Source organism: Streptomyces sp. A0958 (assembly GCF_004795035.1).
Lineage (GTDB): Bacteria > Actinomycetota > Actinomycetes > Streptomycetales > Streptomycetaceae > Streptomyces.
The window spans coordinates 109,648-133,171 of record NZ_SSBK01000017.1 but is presented as its reverse complement, the minus strand read 5'-3'; the positions used below and the strand labels follow the sequence as shown (position 1 = coordinate 133,171).

The 23,524-nt window shown below is 71.3% G+C and carries 24 protein-coding genes and 1 pseudogene; 10 read left to right on the top strand and 15 right to left on the bottom strand.

Annotated features, from left to right (window positions below):
• Window positions 1–95: 95 nt before the first annotated feature.
• Window positions 96–698, bottom strand: a complete 603-nt coding sequence (locus tag E6P78_RS18820; RefSeq protein WP_346765580.1) for an RDD family protein — start codon at window positions 696–698, stop codon at window positions 96–98.
• A gap of 152 nt (window positions 699–850) precedes the next feature.
• Between E6P78_RS18820 and E6P78_RS18815 the strand changes: the two genes are divergently transcribed.
• Together E6P78_RS18815 and gdhA are read left to right on the top strand one after the other, a co-directional pair.
• The gene (locus tag E6P78_RS18815; protein ID WP_136204761.1) at window positions 851–1,207 is read left to right on the top strand and encodes a DUF1330 domain-containing protein; all 357 of its coding nucleotides are present in this window, start codon (window positions 851–853) and stop codon (window positions 1,205–1,207) included.
• Between the two features lie 412 nt (window positions 1,208–1,619).
• A complete protein-coding gene (gdhA, locus tag E6P78_RS18810) occupies window positions 1,620–2,999 on the top strand; it encodes an NADP-specific glutamate dehydrogenase (protein ID WP_136204760.1) in 1,380 nt (459 codons plus the stop codon).
• Window positions 3,000–3,219: 220 nt separating this feature from the next.
• Here gdhA and msrA read toward each other — a convergent pair whose 3' ends face one another.
• Complete coding sequence (gene msrA, locus E6P78_RS18805; protein ID WP_136204759.1) at window positions 3,220–3,885, bottom strand: peptide-methionine (S)-S-oxide reductase MsrA; 666 nt, start codon at window positions 3,883–3,885, stop codon at window positions 3,220–3,222.
• 104 nt (window positions 3,886–3,989) lie between these two features.
• Window positions 3,990–5,093, bottom strand: a complete 1,104-nt coding sequence (locus tag E6P78_RS18800) for a hypothetical protein (RefSeq protein WP_136204758.1) — start codon at window positions 5,091–5,093, stop codon at window positions 3,990–3,992.
• Window positions 5,094–5,159: 66 nt separating this feature from the next.
• On the opposite strand from E6P78_RS18800, the gene E6P78_RS18795 reads away from it, so the two are divergent.
• Window positions 5,160–6,305 (top strand): cystathionine gamma-synthase, encoded by a 1,146-nt coding sequence (locus E6P78_RS18795; RefSeq protein WP_136204757.1) that lies wholly within the window; start codon window positions 5,160–5,162, stop codon window positions 6,303–6,305.
• 51 nt (window positions 6,306–6,356) lie between these two features.
• Here E6P78_RS18795 and E6P78_RS18790 read toward each other — a convergent pair whose 3' ends face one another.
• From E6P78_RS18790 to E6P78_RS18780, 3 genes are all read right to left on the bottom strand, one after another.
• Complete coding sequence (locus E6P78_RS18790) at window positions 6,357–6,617, bottom strand: hypothetical protein (RefSeq protein WP_136204756.1); 261 nt, start codon at window positions 6,615–6,617, stop codon at window positions 6,357–6,359.
• Window positions 6,614–7,105 (bottom strand): sigma factor-like helix-turn-helix DNA-binding protein, encoded by a 492-nt coding sequence (locus E6P78_RS18785; RefSeq protein ID WP_136204755.1) that lies wholly within the window; start codon window positions 7,103–7,105, stop codon window positions 6,614–6,616. The genes E6P78_RS18790 and E6P78_RS18785 overlap by 4 nt, the downstream gene beginning before the upstream one ends.
• Before the next feature lie 71 nt (window positions 7,106–7,176).
• Window positions 7,177–7,707 carry a MarR family transcriptional regulator gene (locus E6P78_RS18780; protein ID WP_136204754.1) on the bottom strand — a complete coding sequence of 177 codons (531 nt, stop codon included), beginning with the start codon at window positions 7,705–7,707 and terminating at the stop codon, window positions 7,177–7,179.
• 156 nt (window positions 7,708–7,863) lie between these two features.
• Between E6P78_RS18780 and ilvA the strand changes: the two genes are divergently transcribed.
• From ilvA to E6P78_RS18765, 3 genes are all read left to right on the top strand, one after another.
• Window positions 7,864–9,093, top strand: coding sequence for a threonine ammonia-lyase (ilvA, locus tag E6P78_RS18775; RefSeq protein ID WP_136204753.1), 1,230 nt, complete (start codon window positions 7,864–7,866; stop codon window positions 9,091–9,093).
• Between the two features lie 172 nt (window positions 9,094–9,265).
• Window positions 9,266–10,291 carry an ATP-binding cassette domain-containing protein gene (locus E6P78_RS18770; RefSeq protein WP_136204752.1) on the top strand — a complete coding sequence of 342 codons (1,026 nt, stop codon included), beginning with the start codon at window positions 9,266–9,268 and terminating at the stop codon, window positions 10,289–10,291.
• Complete coding sequence (locus tag E6P78_RS18765; RefSeq protein WP_136204751.1) at window positions 10,288–11,142, top strand: ABC transporter permease; 855 nt, start codon at window positions 10,288–10,290, stop codon at window positions 11,140–11,142. Before E6P78_RS18770 ends, E6P78_RS18765 begins: the two co-directional genes overlap by 4 nt.
• Before the next feature lie 87 nt (window positions 11,143–11,229).
• Here the strand turns inward: E6P78_RS18765 and greA are convergent, their stop codons facing one another.
• Window positions 11,230–11,727 carry a transcription elongation factor GreA gene (gene greA / locus E6P78_RS18760; protein WP_018550393.1) on the bottom strand — a complete coding sequence of 166 codons (498 nt, stop codon included), beginning with the start codon at window positions 11,725–11,727 and terminating at the stop codon, window positions 11,230–11,232.
• A gap of 184 nt (window positions 11,728–11,911) precedes the next feature.
• Entirely contained in the window at window positions 11,912–12,328 is a 417-nt protein-coding gene (locus E6P78_RS18755) for a DUF4307 domain-containing protein (RefSeq protein WP_136204750.1), read from the bottom strand.
• 97 nt (window positions 12,329–12,425) lie between these two features.
• Here E6P78_RS18755 and mca point away from each other — a divergent pair, with 97 nt between their 5' ends.
• Complete coding sequence (gene mca / locus E6P78_RS18750; protein WP_136204749.1) at window positions 12,426–13,307, top strand: mycothiol conjugate amidase Mca; 882 nt, start codon at window positions 12,426–12,428, stop codon at window positions 13,305–13,307.
• Window position 13,308: 1 nt separating this feature from the next.
• The gene (locus E6P78_RS18745) at window positions 13,309–13,539 is read left to right on the top strand and encodes a hypothetical protein (RefSeq protein ID WP_136204748.1); all 231 of its coding nucleotides are present in this window, start codon (window positions 13,309–13,311) and stop codon (window positions 13,537–13,539) included.
• A gap of 343 nt (window positions 13,540–13,882) precedes the next feature.
• On the opposite strand, the gene E6P78_RS18735 is transcribed toward E6P78_RS18745, so the two are convergent.
• From E6P78_RS18735 to E6P78_RS18720, 4 genes and pseudogenes are all read right to left on the bottom strand, one after another.
• Entirely contained in the window at window positions 13,883–14,290 is a 408-nt protein-coding gene (locus E6P78_RS18735; protein WP_136204746.1) for a PIN domain-containing protein, read from the bottom strand.
• The gene (locus E6P78_RS18730; RefSeq protein WP_136204745.1) at window positions 14,287–14,559 is read right to left on the bottom strand and encodes a hypothetical protein; all 273 of its coding nucleotides are present in this window, start codon (window positions 14,557–14,559) and stop codon (window positions 14,287–14,289) included. Before E6P78_RS18730 ends, E6P78_RS18735 begins: the two co-directional genes overlap by 4 nt.
• 86 nt (window positions 14,560–14,645) lie before the next feature.
• A pseudogene (locus tag E6P78_RS18725) lies at window positions 14,646–15,086 on the bottom strand (transposase family protein); the annotation flags it as partial.
• A 457-nt stretch (window positions 15,087–15,543) separates the two neighbouring features.
• Window positions 15,544–16,110, bottom strand: a complete 567-nt coding sequence (locus E6P78_RS18720; protein WP_136204744.1) for a Uma2 family endonuclease — start codon at window positions 16,108–16,110, stop codon at window positions 15,544–15,546.
• A gap of 233 nt (window positions 16,111–16,343) precedes the next feature.
• On the opposite strand from E6P78_RS18720, the gene E6P78_RS18715 reads away from it, so the two are divergent.
• Window positions 16,344–18,341: a thioredoxin domain-containing protein gene (locus tag E6P78_RS18715; protein ID WP_136204743.1), complete on the top strand. Its 1,998-nt coding sequence runs from the start codon at window positions 16,344–16,346 to the stop codon at window positions 18,339–18,341.
• 20 nt (window positions 18,342–18,361) lie between these two features.
• Here E6P78_RS18715 and E6P78_RS18710 read toward each other — a convergent pair whose 3' ends face one another.
• The 3 genes from E6P78_RS18710 to E6P78_RS18700 all read right to left on the bottom strand — a co-directional run bounded on the left by E6P78_RS18710 (window position 18,362) and on the right by E6P78_RS18700 (window position 21,379).
• Window positions 18,362–18,994, bottom strand: coding sequence for a TetR family transcriptional regulator (locus E6P78_RS18710; RefSeq protein ID WP_136204742.1), 633 nt, complete (start codon window positions 18,992–18,994; stop codon window positions 18,362–18,364).
• A gap of 11 nt (window positions 18,995–19,005) precedes the next feature.
• Window positions 19,006–20,547, bottom strand: coding sequence for a DHA2 family efflux MFS transporter permease subunit (locus tag E6P78_RS18705; protein WP_136204741.1), 1,542 nt, complete (start codon window positions 20,545–20,547; stop codon window positions 19,006–19,008).
• A 133-nt stretch (window positions 20,548–20,680) separates the two neighbouring features.
• Window positions 20,681–21,379, bottom strand: a complete 699-nt coding sequence (locus E6P78_RS18700; protein WP_136204740.1) for a hemolysin III family protein — start codon at window positions 21,377–21,379, stop codon at window positions 20,681–20,683.
• Between the two features lie 229 nt (window positions 21,380–21,608).
• On the opposite strand from E6P78_RS18700, the gene E6P78_RS18695 reads away from it, so the two are divergent.
• Window positions 21,609–23,435 (top strand): phosphoenolpyruvate carboxykinase (GTP), encoded by a 1,827-nt coding sequence (locus E6P78_RS18695; RefSeq protein WP_136204739.1) that lies wholly within the window; start codon window positions 21,609–21,611, stop codon window positions 23,433–23,435.
• The last annotated feature ends 89 nt before the right edge of the window (window positions 23,436–23,524 follow it).

Genomic DNA, 23,524 nt, shown 5'->3' with positions numbered 1-23,524 from the left:
GGGCCCGCGCGGGCCCCTGCCGCGCTCAGGCCGTACGCGGGCCCCCGGCGGCGGCTCGCGCGGGCCCCTGCCGCGCGCCCCTGCCCTTGCCGCGCTCAGGCCGTATGTGCCCCGGTGGCGGCCCGGCGGTACGCCACGAGGTCGCCCCGGCGGACCTGGCGCAGCCCGAGCGGGTCCGCGTACCAGACGCCCTTCTCGCAGGCCCGCACCAGCGGGGAGCCCGCCCCGTCCCGGCGGCCGGTGCCCGCGCGCAGCCCGTACCAGGGCAGCAGCGGCAGCCGGCTCAGCCCGTAGAGCCAGCGCCGCACCAGCCGGCCGGGGCCGGGGCGCCGGACGTCCGGCAGGCTCACCACCCGTATGCCCATGATCAGCTTGCCCGCGCCCGCGCCGAAGCACGCGGTGAGCACCACCTGGTTGACGAACGACAGCGCCAGCACCGGTCCGGCGAGCAGGCCGACGGCCTCGGGCCGGGGCGCGCCGTCCACGTACGGCCTGACCAGCAGCCCGGCCGTGAGCAGGCACAGGTAGCAGTCGAGCGCGACGGCGAGGCAGCGGCGCATCTCACCGGCCCGCGGCGGCGTACGCGGTCCGGGCTGCACGGGCCCGCGGTACGTGCCGTACCCGGGTGAGGAGGGCAGGGCGGCCCCTGCGGGCGTACGAGGACCGGGGACTCTGTGCTTCCCCCGTATGGATGTCATGGCCGAATCATGTCTGATGACCCGTCACCGCGTCCCGGGGTCGGCGCGGAGCGTCCCGCATTACCCCGCGGGTAATCGACGCGTGCCGGCGCCCCCGGCAGCATGGTGTCCATCAGCCGACGGACCACCGCAGAAAAACGGAGGGCGAGACCATGACCGCCTACGCCATCGCGCACCTGTACCCCGAAGGGCTCCCCAACGAGGAGGTCATCGAGTACATCGACCGCATCCAGTCGACGATGGACCCGTTCGGGGGCCGTTTCCTGGTCCACAACACCCCCGTCGAGGTGGTCGAGGGCGACTGGCCCGGCGCGGTGGTCATGCTGGGCTTCCCCGACATGGACGCGGCGCGCGCCTGGTACGCCACCCCGGCCTACCAGGAACTGGTGCCGCTGCGGGCCCGGAACATGGCGGGCGACCTGGTGTTCGTGGACGGCGTCGGACCGGACTACGACGCGTCGGCGACGGCCGCCGTGATGCGGGCGGCGATCGGCGGCGCGAAGGCGTAGCGGAGGGCGGGGGAGGCGCGGGGGAGGCACCGCCACCCGCCTGGGGGAACCCCGGGAACCTGTGCCGGCCGCCCCGCGACCTGGCGGCCGGGCCCCGTCACTGTGAGATTCACCACTTCGGGCGGTTCCCCGTCGCGGCTCCAACCCGGCCATTCCTGCCCGGAACCGGCCTCGCGCAAGGCCGTTGGCCAGGTGCGGTGCCCGTGCGGGCGGGATCACCATGTGGATGGCGCGGGCCATTCCGCCGGGCCACTGGGAGAATCGGTACGCCACAACGGTCCTGTACGCCGCATGCGTGAGCGCGGTAATGCGTGAAGTCCCGGCGACACCCTCAATGGGGAGGGGGACCCTGGCGCCCCTCGGGACGGGGGCGCCCCCGCGTATGAGCCGACCCATGGAAGGTCTTGATCAGATGCCGGCCACCCCTGACTCCGCAATCCCGCACGCCGCCGAGAACCGCATCATCGAGCCGTTGTACGCGGAGATCCTCCGCCGCAATCAGGGCGAGAACGAATTCCACCAGGCGGTACGGGAGGTACTGGAGACCCTTGGCCCCGTGCTGGCCCAGCGGCCGGAGTTCGTGGACGCCCGGATCATCCAGCGCATATGCGAGCCGGAGCGCCAGCTCATCTTCCGGGTGCCGTGGGCGGACGACTCGGGCGACATCCACGTCAACCGCGGCTTCCGGGTCGAGTTCTCCAGCTCGCTCGGCCCCTACAAGGGCGGGCTGCGCTTCCACCCGTCGGTCAACCTCGGCATCGTGAAGTTCCTCGGCTTCGAGCAGATCTTCAAGAACGCCCTCACCGGCATGCCCATCGGCGGCGGCAAGGGCGGCGCGGACTTCGACCCGAAGGGCCGCTCGGACGCCGAGATCATGCGGTTCTGCCAGTCGTTCATGACCGAGCTCCACCGCCATTTGGGCGAGTACACCGACGTGCCCGCCGGTGACATCGGTGTCGGCGGCCGGGAGATCGGCTACCTCTTCGGCCAGTACAAGCGGATCACCAACCGCTACGAGTCCGGCGTCCTCACCGGCAAGGGCCTCGGCTGGGGCGGCGCCCTGGTGCGCACCGAGGCGACCGGCTACGGCTGCGTCCTGTTCACCGCCGAGATGCTGCGCAGCCGGGGCGAGTCCCTCGAAGGCCAGCGCATCGCCGTCTCCGGCTCCGGCAACGTCGCGATCTACGCCGTCGAGAAGGCCCAGCAGCTCGGCGCGACCGTCGTGACCTGCTCGGACTCCGGCGGTTACGTCGTGGACGACAAGGGCATCGACCTCGACCTGCTCAAGGAGATCAAGGAGCAGGGCCGCGGCCGCATCTCCGAGTACGCCGAGCGGCGCGGCGCGCACGTGAAGTACGTCGAGGGCGCGGGCGTCTGGAACGTCCCCGTCGACGTGGCGCTGCCCTGCGCCACCCAGAACGAACTGCACGAGGCCGACGCGCTCACCCTCGTGCGCAACGGCGTCAAGGCGGTCGCCGAGGGCGCCAACATGCCCACCACCCCCGAGGCCGTCCGCGTCTTCCAGGAGGCCGGCGTGGCCTTCGCCCCCGGCAAGGCGGCCAACGCGGGCGGCGTGGCCACCAGTGCCCTGGAGATGCAGCAGAACGCCTCGCGCGACTCCTGGACCTTCGCCCACACCGAGCAGCGCCTCGCGGAGATCATGCGCCACATCCACGACTCCTGCTACACCACGGCCGAGCGCTACGGCAGCCCCGGCAACTACGTGGTCGGCGCCAACATCGCCGGCTTCGAACTGGTCGCGGACGCGATGCTGGCGCAGGGGCTCATCTGAGCCGCTGACGCCGCCGATCGGACAAGGCCCGGGACCACGCGTCCCGGGCCTGTCGGGAGACTTCCGGGTGGTGTACGAGGTGCGGGCCATGTCCTGGTCATCCTGGCCCTTCACCTCGGGCACCGCAGTGACGTCCACCGAGGACTGTGACGCCCGGTAGCGCCGACAAGCGCGCGGGGCCGGGGGACGTGTCCCCCGGCCCCGCGTCGTATGACCGTGCTCAGCTCTCCGCAGGGGCGACGCCCACCGGGCAGGAGACGCCGGTGCCGCCGATGCCGCAGTAGCCGGCCGGGTTCTTGTCCAGGTACTGCTGGTGGGCCGGCTCGGCGGGCCAGAACGTGCGGCCGTCGGCCGGACGGATCTCCGTGGTGATCTCGCCGTGGCCGGAGGCCGTCAGGACCTTCTGGTACGCCTCGCGGGAGGCCGCGGCGGCGGCCGCCTGGTCGGGGGAGTGGGTGTAGATCGCGGAGCGGTACTGGGTGCCCACGTCGTTGCCCTGGCGGAAGCCCTGGGTGGGGTCGTGGGACTCCCAGAACAGCTTCAGCAGCTCGGGGTACGTGACGACGGCCGGGTCGTACACGACACGGACCGCCTCCGTGTGGCCGGTCAGGCCCGAGCAGACCTCCTCGTAGGCGGGGTTCTCCGTGTAGCCGCCCTGGTAGCCGACGAGCGTCGTCCAGACGCCGTCCGTCTGCCAGAACCTGCGCTCGGCGCCCCAGAAACAGCCCAGCGCGAAGTCCGCGACCTCCAGGCCCTCCGGGTACGGGCCGAGCAGGGCGTTGCCCAGGACCGTGTGGCGGGCGGGAACGGTGAACTCCGGGGCGGAACGGCCGCGCAGGGCCTCCTCCTGGGCGGGGAGCTGCGGGGTGCGGCGGTGCGGGAACATACGGGGGCTCCTCCTGGGTCGGCGTGCTGTACGTACAACGCGCCGGGGGCCCCGCGGATTCCGGTGGCGGCCCGCCCGGCGGCGGCGCGCGCCCGGGAGCCCGGCTACCGCGGCAGCGTCGCCGGGCTGCCGCCGTTCGCCTCGTAGCCCGCGACCGCCAGCGCCCGGTACACCGTGTACTCGGCGGCCGGGTCCTCGCTCGCCGTCCACGGCAGCGCGCCCACGTGCCCGTCGATGTGGACCAGCTGGTGCACCGCCTCCGACCAGCGCTCCATCCGGACCAGGAACAGCACGAGCAGGTGGCGCACATGCGCGAGCATCGGGTCGTCGGCGCGCGCCGCGTGCACCGCGAACATCGCGCCCTCGACCGCCTTCGTCACCACCTGGCCCTGGTAGAAGCCCCGCACGAGATTGACCTCCGGCAGGTGCTCGTACACCGCGAACAGCGGCAGCGCGGCCAGCAGCGAGCCCTGCGGGGCGCGGGCGGCCGCAGCCGTCGCGAAGCGGTCGGCCTCCTCGCGCGAGCCGTGCCACCGCTCGCTCCAGAAGTGCAGCGCCGCGATGTGCGCCCCCATGTGCGCCGGCGCCCGGTCGATGATCTTCGCCCAGACCTGGTCGAACTCCTCGGCGGAGTACCCCAGTCCACGGGCGACCGCCAGCTCCACGATGTACGGAACGGGATCGCCCGGCGCCAGCAGGGCCGCCTCACCGATCACCGTACGGGCCTCCTCCAGGATGATCCGGAAGTCGTCCGTACCCGCGGTGGACGAACGCCACGCCTGCTGGACCAGGAACTCCGCGTGCACGGCCGCCGCGCCCGCGTCCTTCGGCGCCTCGGCCCGCCACTTGCGCAGCCACGCCCCGCCGGCCCCCGGCCGCTGCAGCAGCTCCAGCGAGGCGGCCCCGGCGAACGCCTGCACCCGCTGCCACCGGACCTCGCCCTCCTTCGGCGTCCCCGACAGCAGCTGCGACGCGGCCCGCCACTCCTGCGTGTGCTGGACGACCTCCAGCACGTCCAGCAGATCCTGGTCCGGGCCCGGCGTCCGGACGTCCAGCTCCTCCTGGCGCACGAAGCCGTAGTCCTGCGGATCGGCGGCGTCCGGGGAGCCCGGCGCCGCCAGCCGGATGCCACCGCGGCGGCGCAGCACGAACGGGCCGATGACGGCGGTCAGCATGCACAACGCCAGCAGGAACCACAGAATCTCCATGCCCCCATTGTCACCGGACGGCCAGGTGCTCGGTGAGCGCCCTCGCGACGAACTACGCTCGGCCCCATGAGCGACCAGCACAGCTTCGAAACTCTCGCGATCCACGCGGGGAACACCGCCGACCCCCTCACCGGCGCGGTGGTTCCGCCGATTTACCAGGTGTCCACGTACAAGCAGGACGGTGTGGGCGGGCTGCGCGGCGGCTACGAGTACAGCCGCAGCGCCAACCCGACCCGTACCGCCCTGGAGGAGAACCTCGCGGCCCTGGAGGGCGGACGCACCGGGCTCGCCTTCGCCTCCGGCCTCGCCGCCGAGGACTGCCTGCTCCGTACGCTGCTGACCCCCGGCGACCACGTGGTCATCCCGAACGACGCCTACGGCGGCACGTTCCGGCTGTTCGCGAAGGTCGCCTCGCGCTGGGGCGTGGAGTTCTCCGTCGCCGACACCTCGAACGTGGCGGCGGTCCGTGCGGCGATCACCCCGCGCACCAAGGCGGTCTGGGTGGAGACCCCGTCCAACCCGCTGCTCGGCATCACCGACATCGCGGCCGTCGCCGAGGTCGCCCGCGCCGCCGGTGCGCGCCTCGTCGTCGACAACACCTTCGCCAGCCCCTACCTCCAGCAGCCCCTCGCGCTCGGCGCCGACGTCGTGGTGCACTCCACCACCAAGTACATGGGCGGCCACTCGGACGTCGTCGGCGGTGCGCTCGTCGTCAACGACCCCGACCTGGCCGAGGAGCTGACCTTCCACCAGAACGCGATGGGCGGCGTCGCCGGCCCGTTCGACGCCTGGCTGGTGCTGCGCGGCATCAAGACCCTCGCCGTCCGGATGGACCGGCACAGCGAGAACGCCACCAAGGTCACCGAGCTGCTGACCCGCCACCCCAAGGTCACCCACGTCCTCTACCCCGGGCTGCCCGAGCACCAGGGCCACGAGGTCGCCGCCAAGCAGATGAAGGCCTTCGGCGGCATGGTGTCCTTCCGCGTCGCGGGTGGCGAGGAGGCGGCGGTCGAGGTCTGCAACCGCGCGAAGCTGTTCACCCTGGGCGAGTCGCTGGGCGGCGTCGAGTCGCTGCTCGAACACCCGGGCCGGATGACGCACGCCTCGGCGGCCGGCTCCCCGCTGGAGGTCCCCGCCGACCTGGTCCGCCTCTCCGTCGGCATCGAGAACGGCGACGACCTGCTCGCCGACCTCACGCAGGCGCTCGGCTGAGCCTGCACGCGTGAGGGGCGGGGCCGGTACCGCCGGCCCCGCCCCCTCATTTCATCCGGCCCACCAGCCCTCCAGCGGCGGTGTCGTCCCGGCCGGCGGCGTCTGCCAGGGCTCGGCCACCACCGCCCACACCGTGAACGCCGCGACCCCCGCGACCAGCGCCAGCAGCCCGAGCCGGTGCAGCACCCGCCGGCGCCGCAGCAGCCGGCCGCCGCGCTCCGCCGCCCGCGCGGCCAGCTCGGCGGGCACCTGCGGACGCGGGCCCTCCAGCATCCGCCGCACCTCGTCCTCCCTGCGCCCCGTGCCGCTCACGGCGCGGCCCCCAGGAGCCGGGCGGGGCCCCGCCGCGCGGCCGGGTTCCGGGTGCCGCGCATCGTGGCCACCGACCGGTTGCAGACCGCCCGCACCCGCTCCCGCGGAAGCCCGAGCAGCGCCGCGGTCTGCTCCTCGGCCACCCCTTCGTACAGCCGCAGCACCAGGACCAGCCGCTCCTGCGGGGTCAGCCGGTGCAGCAGTCCGCCGCGCGGGCGGTGGTGGCGCCAGGCCTCGCGGGCGAAGCGGGCGGCCAGCTCCTGCCGGGTGCGGTCGTACGGGTCCTCGCCCCGCAGCCGCTCCCAGTCCGCGAACGTCACCGCCAGCGAGGCCGTCAGGAGCCGCTGGGCGCGCGGGTTGGAGCCGGGCGGGGCGGCCGGTTCAGCGGTGAGCAGCGTCGCCGTGTGCAGCAGACGTCCGGCCGCGCCCGCGACGAAGGCCTCGAACTCCTGGGCGCGGCCCCGCTGTCGGCCCGCATGCTCCCGCACACGGTCCATCGGAGCGCGCCGCGGGCCCGGGGTCAACCCCTCGGCGGCGAGGGCCTGTCCGGCGGGGTGGCTCAGCCCGACTGGGCCGTCTGGTGCGCGGACTGGCGTGCCGCCAGCGCGGCGTTGAACCGGGTGAGCAGCGCGCAGAACGTGTCCCGCTCCTCCTCGCTCCACCCGTTGGTCACCTGCGTCATCAACTCCCGCCGCGACGCCCGGACCTCGTCCAGCCGGGCGTGGCCGCGCGGGGAGAGCTGGAGGACGACCGCGCGGCCGTCCTCCGGATGCGAGGTCCGCTTCACCAGGCCGGTGTCCACCAGCGGCGCGACCTGCCGGGTCACGGTGGACGAGTCGATCCCCATCCCGGCGGCCAGCGCCTTGACGCCCATCGGCCCTTCCAGGTCCAGCCGGTTCAGCAGCAGGTACGCCGCCCGGTCCATGGAGTTGCGCACCTGGCCCACCCCGCCGAGGCGGGTCTGTTCGGCTCGGCGGGCGAATACGGCCACCTGGTGCTGAAGGGTGTCGAGAACGTGGTCGGAACCCGGGTTTTCCGGGGCTGCGCCCCCGGAAGGAGACGAGGCAGTCGTCATGTCCTGAGGGGGCATGGCCGGGGGCTCTCTTCGTGCGGTGTCGGATGGGTGGGGGACAGAGTACGCGGCCCCGGGGCAACGCGTACCAGCGCTGCACAAACCTGCGGACATCGGCGCAGGACGGCCTCGTAAGCGACGGCCGGGGCCCCGTTCAGCTGCAAGACTTACGGTATGAACTTCCCGTCGCCCGGCCGCTTTCCCCCGCTGATCCTCGACGATGTGCGGGGGGCGCAGAAGATGCTCTCCGGGGTCTCCAAGGTCACCCCGCTGGAGGGCAGCCGCCATCTGAGCGCGCTGGTGGGCGCGCCGGTCCTGTTCAAGTGCGAGAACCTGCAGCGGACCGGTTCGTTCAAACTGCGGGGCGCCTACGTACGCATCTCCGGTCTGACACCGGTCGAACGCGCCGCCGGCGTCGTGGCCGCCAGTGCCGGAAACCATGCGCAGGGTGTCGCGCTCGCGTCTGCGCTCCTCGGCGTACGCTCCACGGTCTTCATGCCGGTCGGGGCGCCGCTGCCGAAGGTCGCCGCGACCCGCGAGTACGGGGCCCGGGTGCGGCTGCACGGCACCGTCGTGGACGAGACCCTGGCCGCCGCGCAGGAGTACGCCCGCGAGACGGGCGCGGTCTTCATCCACCCCTTCGACCACGCCGACATCATCGCCGGGCAGGGCACGGTGGGCCTGGAGATCCTGGAGCAGTGCCCCGAGGTCCGCACGATCGTCGTCGGGATCGGCGGCGGCGGGCTCGCGGCCGGGATCGCGGTCGCGGTCAAGGCGGTCCGGCCCGACGTGCGGATCGTCGGCGTGCAGGCGGCCGGCGCCGCCTGCTACCCGCCGTCGCTGGCCGCCGGCCACCCCGTCTCGATCGGCTCGCTCCAGACGATGGCGGACGGCATCAAGGTCGGGCGCCCCGGCGATGTGCCGTTCGGCCTGGTCCAGGACCTGGTGGACGAGGTGCGTACGGTCTCCGAGGACGAGCTGTCCAGTGCCCTGCTGCTCTGCCTGGAGCGGGCCAAGATGGTGGTCGAACCGGCCGGGGCGAGCCCGGTGGCCGCCCTGCTCAGCGACCCGAAGTCGTTCCACGGGCCGGTGGTGGCGCTGCTCTCCGGCGGCAACGTGGACCCGCTGCTGATGCAGCGCATCCTGACCCACGGCATGGCGGCGGCCGGCCGCTATCTGAGCCTGCGGCTGCGGCTGACGGACCGCCCCGGCGCGCTGGCGACCCTGCTGGGCGTGCTCTCGGTGGCCGACGCCAACGTCCTGGACGTGAGCCACGCCCGTACCGACCCCCGGCTCGGCCTCACCGAGGCGGAGGTGGAGCTGCACCTGGAGACCAAGGGCCCCGAGCACTGCGAGGACGTGAAGGCGGCGCTGCGCGAGGCGGGCTACCGGGTGATGGAGTGACCGCTCGCGACCGTACGAGCCGAACGCTTGTAGGTCGCGATGTATCGCGATACGGTGCGTGCGCCCGGGACCGGCGGACGCGCGTTTCGGCTTGCGCGTTCACCGGGCGCGGCACCACGGGCAAACCTAGGATCTGTGAGGCAGTCACCCGAACGCACTGGGGGAACCCCTTATGCCAGGCGCCATCCACGCCGAAGGGCTCGTGAAGGCCTTCGGAGACGTACGAGCACTCGGCGGCGTCGACCTGGACGTGCCGGAAGGCACCGTCCTCGGACTCCTGGGCCCCAACGGGGCCGGCAAGACGACCGCCGTACGCGTCCTGACGACGCTGCTCAAGCCCGACAGCGGCAGCGCCTTCGTCGCGGGCATCGACGTGGTGAAGAACCCGAACGAGGTACGGCGCTCGATCGGGCTCTCCGGCCAGTTCGCCGCCGTCGACGAATACCTGACCGGCCGCGAGAACCTCCGGATGGTCGGCCAGCTCTACCAGATGAGCGGGCGCGCGGCGAAGGCCCGGGCGGGGGAGCTGCTGGAGCGGTTCAACCTGGCCGACGCGGCCGACCGCCCCGCCAGGACGTACTCCGGCGGCATGCGCCGCCGCCTCGACCTCGCCGCCGCCCTCGTGGTCTCCCCGCCGGTCATGTTCATGGACGAGCCGACCACCGGCCTCGACCCGCGCAACCGGCAGCAGCTCTGGGAGGTCATCGAGGAGCTGGTCGCCGGCGGTACGACGCTGCTGCTGACCACGCAGTACCTGGAGGAGGCGGACCGCCTCGCCCACGACATCTGCGTGATCGACCACGGCCTGGTCATCGCCCGGGGCACCTCGGACCAGCTCAAGGCCCGCACCGGCGGCGAGCGCGTCGAGGTCGTCGTGCACCGGCCCGAACAGATCGAACCGGCCCGCGCCGTCCTCACCCGCCTCGGCAAGGGCGGGACCGCCGTCCTCCCGCACATGCGCAAACTGACCGTCCCGGTCGACGGCGGCGCCAAGCTCCTCGCCGAGGTCATCCGAGAACTCGACGGCCAGGGCGTGGAGATCGACGACATCGGACTGCGCCGCCCCACCCTCGACGACGTGTTCGTCTCCCTCACCGGCCACGCCGCCGAACAGCAGAAGAACGACGACAACGGTGAGAACGGCGAGGGCGACGCGGCCGAGCGGCCCGCCGGCGCCCGGACGGAGGCAGAGAAGTGAGCGCCCTCACCGAGACGAGCGCGGCCCCGGCCGCACGCTCCGGCGGCGGCATCGGCCAGTCCGTACGCGACTCGCTGGTCATCGCCCGCCGCAACCTGATCCGCATGACCCGGATTCCCGAGATGGTCATCTTCGGGCTGATCCAGCCGATCATGTTCGTGGTGCTGTTCACGTACGTCTTCGGCGGCTCCATCAAGGTCGGCGGCACGATCTCGCCCCAGGCCTACAGGGAGTTCCTGATGGCCGGCATCTTCGCCCAGACCGTCACCTTCGCCACGGCCGGCGCCGGGGCGGGCATCGCCGACGACATGCACAAGGGGCTGATCGACCGCTTCCGGTCCCTGCCCATGACCCGGGGCGCCGTCCTGACCGGACGCACCCTCGCCGACCTCGTACAGACCGCGCTCACGCTCGTCGTCCTCGCGGGCGTCGCACTGATCGTCGGCTGGCGCACCCACGAGAACATCGGCAAGGTGCTCCTCGGCTTCCTGCTGCTGCTCCTGCTCGGCTACGCGTTCTCCTGGATCGGGGCGCTGATCGGCCTCTCGGTCCGCACCCCGGAGGCGGCCACGTCCGGCGGGCTGATCTGGCTCTTCCCGCTCACGTTCATCTCGAACGCCTTCGTCGACGCCAACCAGATGCCGGCGTTCCTGCGCCACATCGCCGAGTGGAACCCGTTCAGCGCCACCGTGCAGGCCTGCCGCGTCCTCTTCGGGAACCTGCCGGAGGGCTTCGTGACACCCGACGCCTGGCCCATGCAGCACCCGATCATCGCCTCGGTCGTGTGGTCCGTGCTGATCCTGGTGGTCTTCCGGACCCTCGCGGTCCGCAAGTACCGCTCGGCGGTCTGAGCGGGGAGAAGCACCGGCCCCGGCGCAGCGAGAAGCCCCGGCCACCGGTGGCCGGGGCTTCTCGCTGCGCCAGTGATCAGCTGGTGATCAGCCGGTGTACGGCTTCGCCGACAGGATCTTCACTGTGGCGGTCTTGCCGTTCGGCAGCTCGTAGTCGGCGCTCTCGCCCATCTTCTTGCCGTTCACGCCGGTGCCGAGCGGCGACTGCGGCGAGTACGTCTCGATGTTTCCGCTGGCGTATTCGCGGGAGGCCAGGAGGAAGGTCATCGTGTCGTCGTCATCGCCGTCGAAGGCGATCGTCACGACCATGCCGGGCTCGACCACGCCGTCGTCGGCCGGCGGCTCGCCGACCTTCGCGTGTTCGAGGAGCTGGGTCAGCTGGCGCACCCGGAGCTCCATCTTGCCCTGCTCCTCCTTGGCCGCGTGGTACCCGCCGTTCTCGCGCAGGTCCCCCTCCTCACGGGCCGCCGCGATCTTGACGGCGATCTCCGTGCGCGCGGGACCAGACAGGTGCTCCAGCTCGGCCTTGAGCTGGTTGTACGCCTCCTGCGTGAGCCAGGTGACGTTTTCGCTGGTCTGGGTCACAGGGTGCTCCTCGTCGGTACTGGGAATACAAAGCAACGCCCTACCCGGGAAGCATGCGCTCCTACGGGTGGGCGAAACCACGAGCCTAACAATTCACCGGGAAAAGGGGGAGAAGGTTAACGGCCCGACCGAGGAAAGCGCAGGTCAGCGCCTGTTAAGTGAGGTTACGACGGGCGTGCTGCGGTCAACGCGGCGTTCCGTCGTCGTCCGTGCAGCCGATGAGCTCCACGGCGGTCGCCCGGGACGTCGTACGCAGGGTCAGGATGCGGTCGATCCGGCTGCTGTCGTCGTCGAAACGGAAGTCCTTGCGGGCGACCTCGCCGCTGTCCTCGCGCAGCGCGCGCAGCGTGCAGTAGCCCTGGGCGTCCCGGTCCTTGCGCACCTCCAGGTGCACCTCGACCCTCTCGTCCGAGACCACCTTGAACTTGATCAGCTCGGCGCTGAGGCCCTTTCCGGCCACGTAGCCGTAACCGATCCAGCCGATCACGCCCAGCAGCACGACGCCGAGCACCGCGCCGATGATCTTGAGTTTGCGGTCCGCGCGCTGGTCCGCCGAGCGGCCGTAGCGGTTCTCGGGAAGCGCCTCGCGCACCGCCGTCATGATCGTCCCTCCCGTACCGGGGATCGAGGAATTTTCCACCCCCCGGTTCGGTCACTATAGAAGTTGCACTTCGCGACCAATCACTGAGGATCGAGTCTTGACTGAGCAGCTTCGACTGATGGCCGTACACGCTCACCCCGACGACGAGTCGAGCAAGGGCGCGGCCACCATGGCCAAGTATGTGTCCGAGGGGGTGGACGTGCTGGTCGTGACCTGCACGGGAGGCGAGCGCGGCTCCATCCTCAACCCGAAACTCCAGGGCGACGCGTACATCGAGGAGAACATCCACGAGGTGCGCAAGAAGGAGATGGACGAGGCCCGGGCGATCCTGGGCGTCAAGCAGGAGTGGCTCGGCTTCGTCGACTCGGGGCTGCCCGAGGGCGACCCGCTGCCGCCGCTGCCCGAGGGCTGCTTCGCGCTGGAGGACGAGACCGTCGCGGCGGGCCGCCTCGTCGCGAAGATCCGCGCTTTCCGGCCGCAGGTCATCACCACGTACGACGAGAACGGGGGCTACCCGCACCCCGACCACATCATGACCCACACCATCTCGATGATCGCCTTCGAGGGCGCCGCGGACACCGAGAAGTTCCCCGAGGCGGAGTTCGGCCCGGCCTGGACGCCGCAGAAGCTCTACTACAACCAGGGCTTCAACCGGCCGCGCACGGTCGCCCTGCACGAGGCGCTGCTGGCCCGCGGCCTGGAGTCCCCGTACGGGGACTGGCTGGAGCGCTGGAAGTCGTTCGAGCGCGCCGAACGCACGCTGACCACGCATGTTCCGTGCGCGGACTTCTTCGAGATCCGCGACAAGGCGCTGATCGCGCACGCGACGCAGATCGACCCGGAGGGCGGCTGGTTCCGCGTTCCGATGGACATCCAGCAGGAGGTCTGGCCGACCGAGGAGTACGAGCTGGCGAAGTCTCTCGTCGATACCTCCCTCCCCGAGAGCGACCTCTTCGCGGGCATCCGCGACAATGCCTGATATGTACGCGACTCAGGCACTGACCGACCTCGTCCCGCTCGCCGAGGAACTCGACAAGAACAAGGTGACCCCCGGGGTCCTCGGCTTCATCGTCTTCGCGGCGCTCGCCGTGGGCGTGTGGCTGCTGATGAAGTCGATGAACCGGCACATGGGGCGGGTGGACTTCGAGGAGCCGGAGCCGGCGGAGCCGGCGTCGGCCGAGCCGGTGGGCGGGTCCGCGAAGCGGAAGTAGGGGCGGGCGGTACCGGTCGGTGCCGCCGCGCCCCTGACGTCCGTCCCGGTGTCCACAAGCGCCGGGCGGGCTGGAAGGATGCCCTCAAGCGCCGGGCGGGCTGGGTTTTGGCCGGTCGGGCGGGGAGGGGTGCCCTCAGGTGCCGGGCGGGCTTGGTTTTGGCTGGTCGGGCCGGAAGGGATGCCCTCAAGCGCCGGGTTGGCTGGGTTCGACCGGTACGCCCATGATTTCCCGGGTCCGGCGGGACGGGGTCAGCGGCGCGATGTGCCCGTTCTCCTGTCGGTCGGCTACTCGTCCTGCCACTGGTGCCAGTGAACTCGCGAACCCATTAGCTGGGGCGTGCTCACACTTCTTTGATGATCACGCGCTTCCCGCAGAGCTTCGACCAGTCGTCACGGTCGGAAGTCAGAACGATCACGGGGCCCGGGACACGGAGCGCGAGCGCGGCAACGAGGGCGTCGATCGCGTACTTGTGCCCGTGCAGCCCGCCTGCGTCCCGAAGCAGCGCCACGGCGGTCAGGGAGTCCTCCTGGCTGACCGGTTCCACCTGCAGCCGGGAGAGCACCCACTTCAAGCGCGCAAGGTCGGTCTTCCCTTGTACGGCTTCAACAATGGTCAGCGGGGACACGAGGACGGGGACCTCAGCCTGCCGGGATGCCTCGATGCGAGCCGCCATACCGCGGTCGTTTCGCAGGAGCAGTGAGAGCGCCACTGAGTCGAGCACCAGCGACCGGGCCGACTGCTCCTTCACGCAGCGCCCCGCTCGGCATCCTCGGTGTTCACGTCTCCGAACAACTCGCGACGAGCGGCTTCGATCTCCTGCTCTGTGAGCGCGCCGTGCTTTTCTTCGTGGGCCGCGACGATCTCCGCGAGCCCGTCCATGGCGAGCTGGTGCCTGACAGCCTCGGTGATGTAGCTGGACAGCCCGCGTCGGCCGGTTCGGGAGCGGAGCTCGCTGACCAGCTCGGTGGGCATGGACACAGAGATGTTTTCGGTGGTCCCGGGGCGGGATGGCTTCATGGCCCTAGTGTAATACATTCTCTATTACAGGGAGAGGGTTTGTGAGGGAGCGAGGGCTTGCGGTGCTCCGCGTACTCCGAGGTCGACAAGGCGGGTGACGCCCACAACAGCCGTCCGAACGGGTCGGTGAGGACCTGGACGTTCATGCCGTGGCGCTTGTGTTTCCCGGAGTAGTACGGGGTGTCGGCGGCGATCCGGTCGATCGGCAGGAGGGTGCCGTCCAGGATCACGAACGCCTTGGTCCGGATGGTCTTCATCGCCTCGGTCAGGGTCGGGGCGAGGGCGGCCAGGACGTCGATGCCCTCGCGTATGTAGCGATAGGCGGTCGCGATGCCGATGCGGAACCCGGCAGCGAGCTGGGCATAGGTATCGCCGCATCGCAGGTGGGCCAGGGCGAGCAGGGCCTGTCGGCCTGCGGGCAGACGCCGCCGGCGCGTCCCGACCTCCCGCCGCCGGGCATGCAGCCGATCGCTCAGATAGCGCAGGGTGCGGCTGGACAGATCAATCGACGGCGGGTGGACAAGCACGCGAAGCTCCTGGTGGGGCACGGTGGATCTTGGTCGTGACACCTCCTACCAGGAGCTTCGTCGCGCCGCAGAGACGCCCGACTGACGGACACCGACGTCAGGTTGGAAACAGCTCACGGACCCATGAGCGCACCAGGTATCGGGGTCGGCATTCCGTGGAGGTATGGATCGTCAAGGAGGGCAAGGCCGTCGCCAGCGATCACCACGACGTGATGATCCGTCGACGACGCCACGCCATCAGGGTGACGTGCATGAAGCGGGGGCGGCTCCCCACGCGGCTCGTCCCCGGCGAGAATGTGCAGATCGACACCTGGTGGAAGCTCTGCGTCTTCCCTCCGGACCGCCTACGACGGGTCCGGGCCGAGCTGGGGGGCGCTGCCCAGAGGCCCCCGGCGGCGGACATGTCTTAGCCCACAGGACATCGGAGGCGCCGAGGGCGCGGGCGGTTCCTCGTTGCTCACAGGGTCCCAAGGTCGACCGTGACAGGGAATGGCGCGGTGGCCTTCACGGTGCCGGTGAACACCTCGCCGTCCCGGTAGGCCCTGCTGGCTGGGTCGAGGACGTAGGTGTAGACGATCGGAACGCCGGTGGCGGACTGCTCGATGCGCCAGTAGAAGGGGATGCCGGCCTTGGCGTACTGGTCCACCTTCACGACCCGGTCGGTTGTTTCCGACCCGGGCGACACGACCTCGACGACCAGGAGCACGTGCTCGGGGCGGGTGGGCGTGAGATCGATGGTCTCCGCCCGGTAGACGATGACGTCCGGACGGCGACTGGTGAGCGGCACGTCCTGCAGGCGGACGTCGAAGTCCGTGTCGGCGTTCCAGTCCGGCCCCGCGGCGGCGTCCAGGGCATTGGCCAGGAGCCGAGCCAGCCGGTTGTGCCGCTTCGAGGCGCTCGGGCTCACGATGACCATCCCGTCCACGATCTCGATGCCGGCGCACTGCTCCTCGGACCAGGAGTCGTACTGTTCCGCGCTGATCTGCGTGTGCATCCACGCGGGCGCCACCATCTCGGCGGTCATGAAGTACCTCCTTCGAGGATGCGGTGCTGCTCGACTCAGCGTACTGCCCGCTTCCGGTCGGGCACCGGCTTCGGGGGCGGGGCAGAACCTCCGGCGTCCGCAGGGGCGACCTGGGTGCAAAAGGGGCGGTTCGTATTCACCATGTGATGGCGCATGAGTGCAAATCGGCCAAGTAGGGCGGGGGGTTGCGGGCCGAATCGGCAGGGCCGTGTCGGCGTGAGAGGCTGGCTCGCATGAATCGGTTGGCTGGTGTGACCTCGCCGTATCTGCTTCAGCATGCTGACAATCCGGTCGACTGGTGGCCCTGGTCGCCCGAGGCGTTCGAGGAGGCGCGGCGGCGCGATGTGCCCGTTCTCCTGTCGGTCGGCTACTCGTCCTGCCACTGGTGCCACGTCATGGCGCACGAGTCGTTCGAGGACGAGGACACCGCCGCGTACATGAACGAGCACTTCGTGTCCGTGAAGGTGGACCGCGAGGAGCGGCCCGATGTGGATGCCGTGTACATGGAGGCGGTGCAGGCGGCCACCGGGCAGGGGGGCTGGCCGATGACCGTGTTCCTCACCGCCGACGCCGAGCCGTTCTACTTCGGGACGTACTTCCCGCCCGAGTCCCGGCACGGGATGCCGTCGTTCCGGCAGGTGCTCGAAGGGGTGACGGGGGCCTGGACCGGCCGGCGGGACGAGGTCGGGGAGGTGGCCGGGCGGATCGTGCGGGACCTGTCCGAGCGCAGCCTCGCGCACGGCGGGGACGGGCCGCCCGGGGAGGCGGAGCTCGCGCAGGCGCTGCTGGGGCTGACCCGGGAGTACGACGAGAAGCGGGGCGGGTTCGGCGGGGCGCCCAAGTTCCCGCCGTCGATGGCGCTGGAGTTCCTGCTGCGGCACCATGCCCGCACCGGGGCGGACGGGGCTCTGCAGATGGCGGCCGGCACCTGTGAGGCGATGGCCAGGGGCGGGATCTACGACCAGCTCGGCGGCGGTTTCGCGCGGTACTCGGTGGACCGCGACTGGGTCGTGCCGCACTTCGAGAAGATGCTCTACGACAACGCGCTGCTGTGCCGCGTCTACGCCCATCTGTGGCGCTCCACCGGGTCCGAGCTCGCCCGGCGGGTGGCGCTGGAGACGGCCGACTTCATGGTCCGCGAACTGCGTACGCCGGAGGGCGGTTTCGCCTCCGCGCTGGACGCCGACAGCGAGGACGCGGCCGGGAGGCACGTCGAGGGCGCGTACTACGTGTGGACGCCGGCGCAGCTGCGCGAGGTGCTGGGCGAGCACGACGCCGCGTTCGCCGCGGAGTACTTCGGGGTGACCGACGAGGGCACCTTCGAGGAGGGTTCCTCGGTGCTTCAGCTGCCCGGGGACCACGAGGACCCCCGCGCCGCCGGTGTACGGGAGCGGCTGCTGGCCGCCCGCGGATCGCGCCCCCGGCCCGGGCGGGACGACAAGGTGGTCGCCGCCTGGAACGGACTGGCCATCGCGGCGCTCGCCGAGACCGGGGCCTACTTCGACCGGCCCGACCTCGTCGAGCGCGCCACCGAGGCGGCCGACCTGCTGGTGCGGGTCCACATGGGCCCCGTCGCCCGGCTGGGCCGTACGTCGAAGGACGGGCGCGCCGGGGAGCACGCCGGGGTGCTGGAGGACTACGGCGATGTCGCTGAGGGCTTCCTCGCGCTGGCGGCCGTCACCGGGGAGGGTGCCTGGCTGGAGTTCGCCGGGTTCCTGCTCGACATCGTGTTGCAGCACTTCACCGGCGAGGGCGGCCAGTTGTACGACACGGCGGACGACGCCGAGCAGCTGATCCGCCGCCCCCAGGACCCCACCGACAGCGCCACCCCGGCGGGCTGGACGGCGGCGGCCGGTGCACTGCTCTCGTACGCCGCGCACACCGGGTCGGAGCCCCACCGCGCCGCTGCCGAAGGGGCGCTGGGCGTGGTGAAGGCGCTGGGGCCGCGTGCGCCGCGCTTCATCGGCTGGGGGCTCGCGGTGGCCGAGGCGCTGCTCGACGGGCCGCGCGAGGTGGCGGTCGCCGGGCCGGTCGGCGGTGAGCTGCACCGTACGGCCCTGCTGGGACGGGCGCCCGGCGCGGTGGTCGCGGCGGGCGGCGCGGAGTTCCCGCTGCTGGTGGACCGGCCGATGACGGACGGCGCGCCGACCGCGTACGTGTGCAGGCACTTCGTCTGTGACGCGCCGACGACCGACCCGCAGACGCTGGCCCGCACCCTGGGCGGTGTCTGACCGGCGGGAGCGGGGGACGGTCAGAGGCGCAGGCCGCCCTCCAGCGTGTCCATCGCCTCGTTGATCATGGCCAGGAGGTCGCCCTCCTGGTCGTGCTCGCCCCAGTACAGCGTCACCTCGCGCAGCGCGCCAAGCACCGCGGCGATGAACACCCGGATGCCCAGGTCGTCCGCGCTGCGGCCGGTGCGGTCGGCGAGGACCCGGGCGAGCACCTTCGCCGTGTCCGACATGGTCTCCGTCATCCGGGCGCGGATCGCGGGGATCTCGACCATCAGCCGGGTGCGCTGGCGCAGCTCCTCGTCCTCGGCGCTGAGGAACGAGGACAGCGCCTCCTGCATCATCAGCCGCACGGACTCCAGCGGGGGTTCGTCGGCCGGGCGGCTGCGGAGCGCGGCCTCCATGACCGGGTCGTACTCGTCGGTGAGGACGATGTCCTCCTTGGTCGCGAAGTACCGGAACACCGTGCTCGGCGACACCTCGGCCGCCTCCGCGATCTGCTCGATCGTCGTCGCGTCGTACCCCTGCTCCCTGATGAGGCGGTACGTGGCCTGCCGGATCGCGACCCGGGTCTTGAGCTTCTTGCGCTCGCGCAGCCCCATCGGGGGCTGTGCGTCGGGTGCGGCGAAGGAGGGGATGCGGGGGGTGGCGGCCATGGGCCCCATTGTCAGGCATCGGCCGGGGCGGCGGCCACGTCCGGGGACGGGGTCCGCTCCCGGGGCGCGGTCGTCAGGAACGCCCCGACGAACAGGGCGCTGACCAGGGACGCCGCGGCGATGACGAGGAGCACCAGGCCCATGCCGTGGACGTACGCCGCGTCGGCGGAGTCCGCGAGGTGCCGGGCGCCGAGCCGGGCGGCGACGGCGTGGGCGGCGACGACGGAGTCCCCGGCGGTGTCGGCGGCGGCGGGCGGGAGGCCCGTGGTGTCGAGCCGGCCGGAGTAGGCGCCGGCCAGCAGGCTCCCCAGCAGGGCGATCCCGAGGGCGCTGCCCGTCTGGCGTACGGTCATCAGCAGCCCGGACCCGCTGCCGGCCCGGTCGGCGGGCAGGGCGCCGAGTGCCGCGTCCATGGCGGGCACGACCGCGAAGCCGAAGCCGAGTCCGGCGATGGACAGCCACAGCGCGGTGAATCCGTAGCCGCTGTCGACGGTCGTACGGCTGCCGAGCAGCGCGGCGAAGGCGAGCACGACGAGCCCCGCCGACATGGTGGCGCGGGCGCCGAAGCGCTCGGTGACCGGGCTGCCGGCCTTCGCGGCGACGATCAGGCCGCCCATCATCGGCAGCATGCGCAGCCCGGTGCCGAAGGCGTCGTGGCCCAGCACGGCCTGGAGGTAGCCGGGCAGGATGAACATCAGCCCGGCCAGCACGAACATCACCAGCGTCGCGGCGAGCGTGCTCAGCAGGAACGGCCGCTGCCGCAGCAGGGTCAGGTCGAGCATCGGGCGGACGGCCTTGCGTTCCCGTACGACGAGGGCGGCGAGCAGTACCGCGCCGCCGGTCAGTACCGCGAGCACCAGCGGGTCGCCCCAGCCGCGGCCCGGCGCCTCGATGATCGCGTAGATCAGGGCGCCGAGGCCGGCCGCGGTGAGCACGGTGGAGACGGTGTCGACCCTGGGCGCGGCCGGGTCGCGGGTCTCGGGGAGCAGGAACACGCAGGCGGCGATTCCGATACCGACCATCGGTATGTTGACCAGGAAGATCGAGCCCCACCAGAAGTGGTCGAGCAGCCAGCCGCCGAGGATCGGGCCGAGCGGCATGCCGAGCGCGGAGGCGGCCGAGACGATGCCGACGGCCTTGATCCGGTCCTTCGGTGCGCCGAAGAGCGAGGGCAGGACGGCGAGGGCGAGTGGCATGACGAGCGCGCCGCCGACGCCCATCACACCGCGGGCTGCCACGACGGCGGGCACGTCGGTGGCGAGCGCGCCGACGAGCGAGCCGGCCAGGAAGACGCCGAGCCCGGTGATGAGCATCCGGCGGCGGCCGAACCGGTCACCGAGCAGGCCGGCCGGGAGCATCAGGGCGGCGAACACGACGACGTACACGTCGGCCATCCACTGCTGTTCGCCCGTGGTGGCGCCGAGATCGCCGGCCATCGTCGGCAGCGCCACGTTGAGGATCGTCATGTCGAAACCGAGCACGAGCATGCTCGCCACGAGCGCACCCAGGGCCCACCAGCGTCGGTTCACGGCCACTCCTTTGATAGTCACCATCAAGTGAATCACTCACTCAACTGACAGTAACTCTCAAAAGATGGTCGATGTCAACGCGGGGTCCGTCTCCGCGGCGCACGCGAAAGGGCCGCGGCTCGGAAGCCGCGGCCCTTTGTTCGGGGGAGTCCGGAGGTCAGCTGTGGTTGTACGCCACCAGGGAGATGCCGACGTAGTGCACGACGAAGGCGGCCAGGGTCAGCGAGTGGAAGACCTCGTGGAAGCCGAACCAGCGCGGTGACGGGTTCGGCCGCTTGACGCCGTAGATGACACCGCCCGCGCTGTAGAGGACCCCGCCGGCGACCACCAGCACCAGCACCGCGACCCCGCCGGTCCGCATGAAGTCCGGCAGGAAGAAGACCGCCGCCCAGCCCATCGCGATGTAGCAGGGCGTGTAGAGCCAGCGCGGGGCGCCGACCCAGAAGACCCGGAAGGCTATGCCGGCGACCGCCGCCGCCCAGACCGCCCACAGGAGCGGGGTGCCGGTGGACTCGGGCAACAGGAGCAGGGTGAGCGGGGTGTAGGTGCCCGCGATGATCAGGAAGATGTTCGCGTGGTCGAGCCGGCGCAGTACGGCTTCGCCGCGCGGCCCCCACGTACCGCGGTGGTAGACCGCGCTCACGCCGAAGAGCAGGCATGCCGTCACGATGTAGACCGCGCAGGCGATCCGGCCCCGGGTGCTTTCCGAGAGCGCGATGAGCACGATGCCCGCGATCACGACGGCCGGGAACATGCCGGCGTGCAGCCACCCGCGCATCCGCGGTTTGAGCGGGGCGTCGGCGGGGGTGGCCGGGCGCGGCCCGGCGGAATCGTGTGCGGCGGCGGCAGCAGTCATTCCCGCATCGTACCTACGCCACCGTAGGTACCGGATATGGGTCGGAATCACGTGTCGATGCTCACGTGGGCGGCCCCCTGGACATATGGGCGGAACGGCCGGATGATCAAATGAGTGCGGTCGGCACCGGATGAGCGCCAGGGGAATTCGAAGGGGTTACGCATCCGGGTCGCAGCCCCCACGGGGCACAAGGGCACCAAACAGAACACACCCTCACCAAGGAGCGATCGTGGCGCGCGACATCGCGGCTCCCCTCACTGTTCCCACCAACCACCAGGAGCTCATCTCCTGGGTGGACGAGATCGCAGCACTCACCGAACCGGACCGGGTGGTCTGGTGCGACGGTTCCGAGGCCGAGTACGAGCGCCTGTGCGGGGAGCTCGTCGCCAAGGGCACGTTCACCGAACTCGACGAGATCAAGCGCCCGAACTCCTACTACGCGGCCTCCGACCCGAGCGACGTCGCCCGCGTCGAGACCCGGACGTTCATCTGCTCCGAGAAGGAGGAGGACGCCGGCCCGACCAACCACTGGAAGGACCCCGCCGAGATGCGGGAGATCTTCGTGGGCGAACAGGGCGTCTTCCGCGGCTCGATGCGCGGGCGCACCATGTACGTCGTGCCCTTCTGCATGGGCCCGCTCGGCTCCCCGCTCTCCGCGATCGGCGTCGAGATCACCGACTCCGCGTACGTCGCCGTCTCCATGCGCACCATGACGCGCATGGGCCGGCCCGTCCTGGACGAGCTCGGGACCGACGGCTTCTTCGTCAAGGCCGTCCACACCCTCGGCGCGCCCCTGGCGGAAGGCCAGGAGGACGTCCCGTGGCCCTGCAACCCCACCAAGTACATCTCGCACTTCCCCGAGGACCGCGAGATCTGGTCCTACGGCTCCGGCTACGGCGGCAACGCGCTGCTCGGCAAGAAGTGCTACGCGCTGCGCATCGCCTCCGTCATGGCGCGCGACGAGGGCTGGCTCGCCGAGCACATGCTGATCCTCAAGCTGACGCCGCCGCGCGGTGAGTCGAAGTACGTGGCGGCCGCGTTCCCCTCCGCCTGCGGCAAGACGAACCTCGCCATGCTGGAGCCGACGATCTCCGGCTGGACCGTGGAGACCATCGGCGACGACATCGCGTGGATGCGGTTCGGCGAGGACGGCCGGCTGTACGCGATCAACCCCGAGGCCGGCTTCTTCGGCGTCGCCCCCGGCACCGGCGAGCACACCAACGCCAACGCCATGAAGACGATGTGGGGCAACTCCGTCTTCACGAACGTCGCGCTCACCGACGACGGCGACGTCTGGTGGGAGGGCATGACCGAGGAGCCGCCCGCGCACCTCACGGACTGGAAGGGCAACGACTGGACCCCCGAGTCCACCACGCCCGCCGCCCACCCCAACGCCCGCTTCACCGTCCCGGCCGGGCAGTGCCCGATCATCGCGCCCGAGTGGGAGGACCCGAAGGGCGTGCCGATCTCGGCCATCCTCTTCGGCGGCCGCCGCGCCTCCGCCGTCCCGCTGGTCACCGAGTCCTTCAACTGGCAGCACGGTGTCTTCCTCGGCGCCAACGTCGCCTCCGAGAAGACCGCGGCCGCCGAGGGCAGGGTCGGCGAGCTGCGCCGCGACCCGTTCGCCATGCTGCCGTTCTGCGGCTACAACATGGGCGACTACATGAACCACTGGCTGAAGGTCGGCGCGGACAAGCCGGACCAGTCGAAGCTGCCGAAGATCTACTACGTGAACTGGTTCCGCAAGAACGACGCGGGCGAGTTCGTCTGGCCCGGCTTCGGTGAGAACAGCCGCGTCCTGAAGTGGATCGTCGAGCGCCTGGAGGGGAAGGCGGAGGGCGTCGAGACGCCGATCGGCGTCCTTCCCGCCAAGGGCTCGATCGACACCGAAGGCCTGGACCTCTCCGAGGCCGACCTCGACTTCCTGCTCAAGGTCGACAAGGAGGTCTGGCGCGAGGAGGCGGCCCTGGTGCCCGAGCACCTCAACACCTTCGGGGACCACACGCCGAAGGAGCTGTGGGACGAGTACCGCGCGCTGGTCCAGCGCCTGGGCTGAGCCCTCGCCGCCCGCCCCGTGACGGCACGACGGCACCCGCACCCGGAGCGCTCCGGGCGCGGGTGCCGTCGGCCTGCCCGACTCGCGCC

Bases quoted from the DNA above. Each gene is read 5' to 3' on its own strand.
- E6P78_RS18820 (WP_346765580.1), bottom strand. From the start codon at position 698: ATGACATCCATACGGGGGAAGCACAGAGTCCCCGGTCCTCGTACGCCC.
- E6P78_RS18815 (WP_136204761.1), top strand. From the start codon at position 851: ATGACCGCCTACGCCATCGCGCACCTGTACCCCGAAGGGCTCCCCAAC.
- gdhA (WP_136204760.1), top strand. From the start codon at position 1,620: ATGCCGGCCACCCCTGACTCCGCAATCCCGCACGCCGCCGAGAACCGC.
- msrA (WP_136204759.1), bottom strand. From the start codon at position 3,885: ATGTTCCCGCACCGCCGCACCCCGCAGCTCCCCGCCCAGGAGGAGGCC.
- E6P78_RS18800 (WP_136204758.1), bottom strand. From the start codon at position 5,093: ATGGAGATTCTGTGGTTCCTGCTGGCGTTGTGCATGCTGACCGCCGTC.
- E6P78_RS18795 (WP_136204757.1), top strand. From the start codon at position 5,160: ATGAGCGACCAGCACAGCTTCGAAACTCTCGCGATCCACGCGGGGAAC.
- E6P78_RS18780 (WP_136204754.1), bottom strand. From the start codon at position 7,707: ATGCCCCCTCAGGACATGACGACTGCCTCGTCTCCTTCCGGGGGCGCA.
- ilvA (WP_136204753.1), top strand. From the start codon at position 7,864: ATGAACTTCCCGTCGCCCGGCCGCTTTCCCCCGCTGATCCTCGACGAT.
- E6P78_RS18770 (WP_136204752.1), top strand. From the start codon at position 9,266: ATGCCAGGCGCCATCCACGCCGAAGGGCTCGTGAAGGCCTTCGGAGAC.
- E6P78_RS18755 (WP_136204750.1), bottom strand. From the start codon at position 12,328: ATGACGGCGGTGCGCGAGGCGCTTCCCGAGAACCGCTACGGCCGCTCG.
- E6P78_RS18745 (WP_136204748.1), top strand. From the start codon at position 13,309: ATGTACGCGACTCAGGCACTGACCGACCTCGTCCCGCTCGCCGAGGAA.
- E6P78_RS18730 (WP_136204745.1), bottom strand. From the start codon at position 14,559: ATGAAGCCATCCCGCCCCGGGACCACCGAAAACATCTCTGTGTCCATG.
- E6P78_RS18720 (WP_136204744.1), bottom strand. From the start codon at position 16,110: ATGACCGCCGAGATGGTGGCGCCCGCGTGGATGCACACGCAGATCAGC.
- E6P78_RS18715 (WP_136204743.1), top strand. From the start codon at position 16,344: ATGAATCGGTTGGCTGGTGTGACCTCGCCGTATCTGCTTCAGCATGCT.
- E6P78_RS18710 (WP_136204742.1), bottom strand. From the start codon at position 18,994: ATGGCCGCCACCCCCCGCATCCCCTCCTTCGCCGCACCCGACGCACAG.
- E6P78_RS18705 (WP_136204741.1), bottom strand. From the start codon at position 20,547: ATGGTGACTATCAAAGGAGTGGCCGTGAACCGACGCTGGTGGGCCCTG.
- E6P78_RS18700 (WP_136204740.1), bottom strand. From the start codon at position 21,379: ATGACTGCTGCCGCCGCCGCACACGATTCCGCCGGGCCGCGCCCGGCC.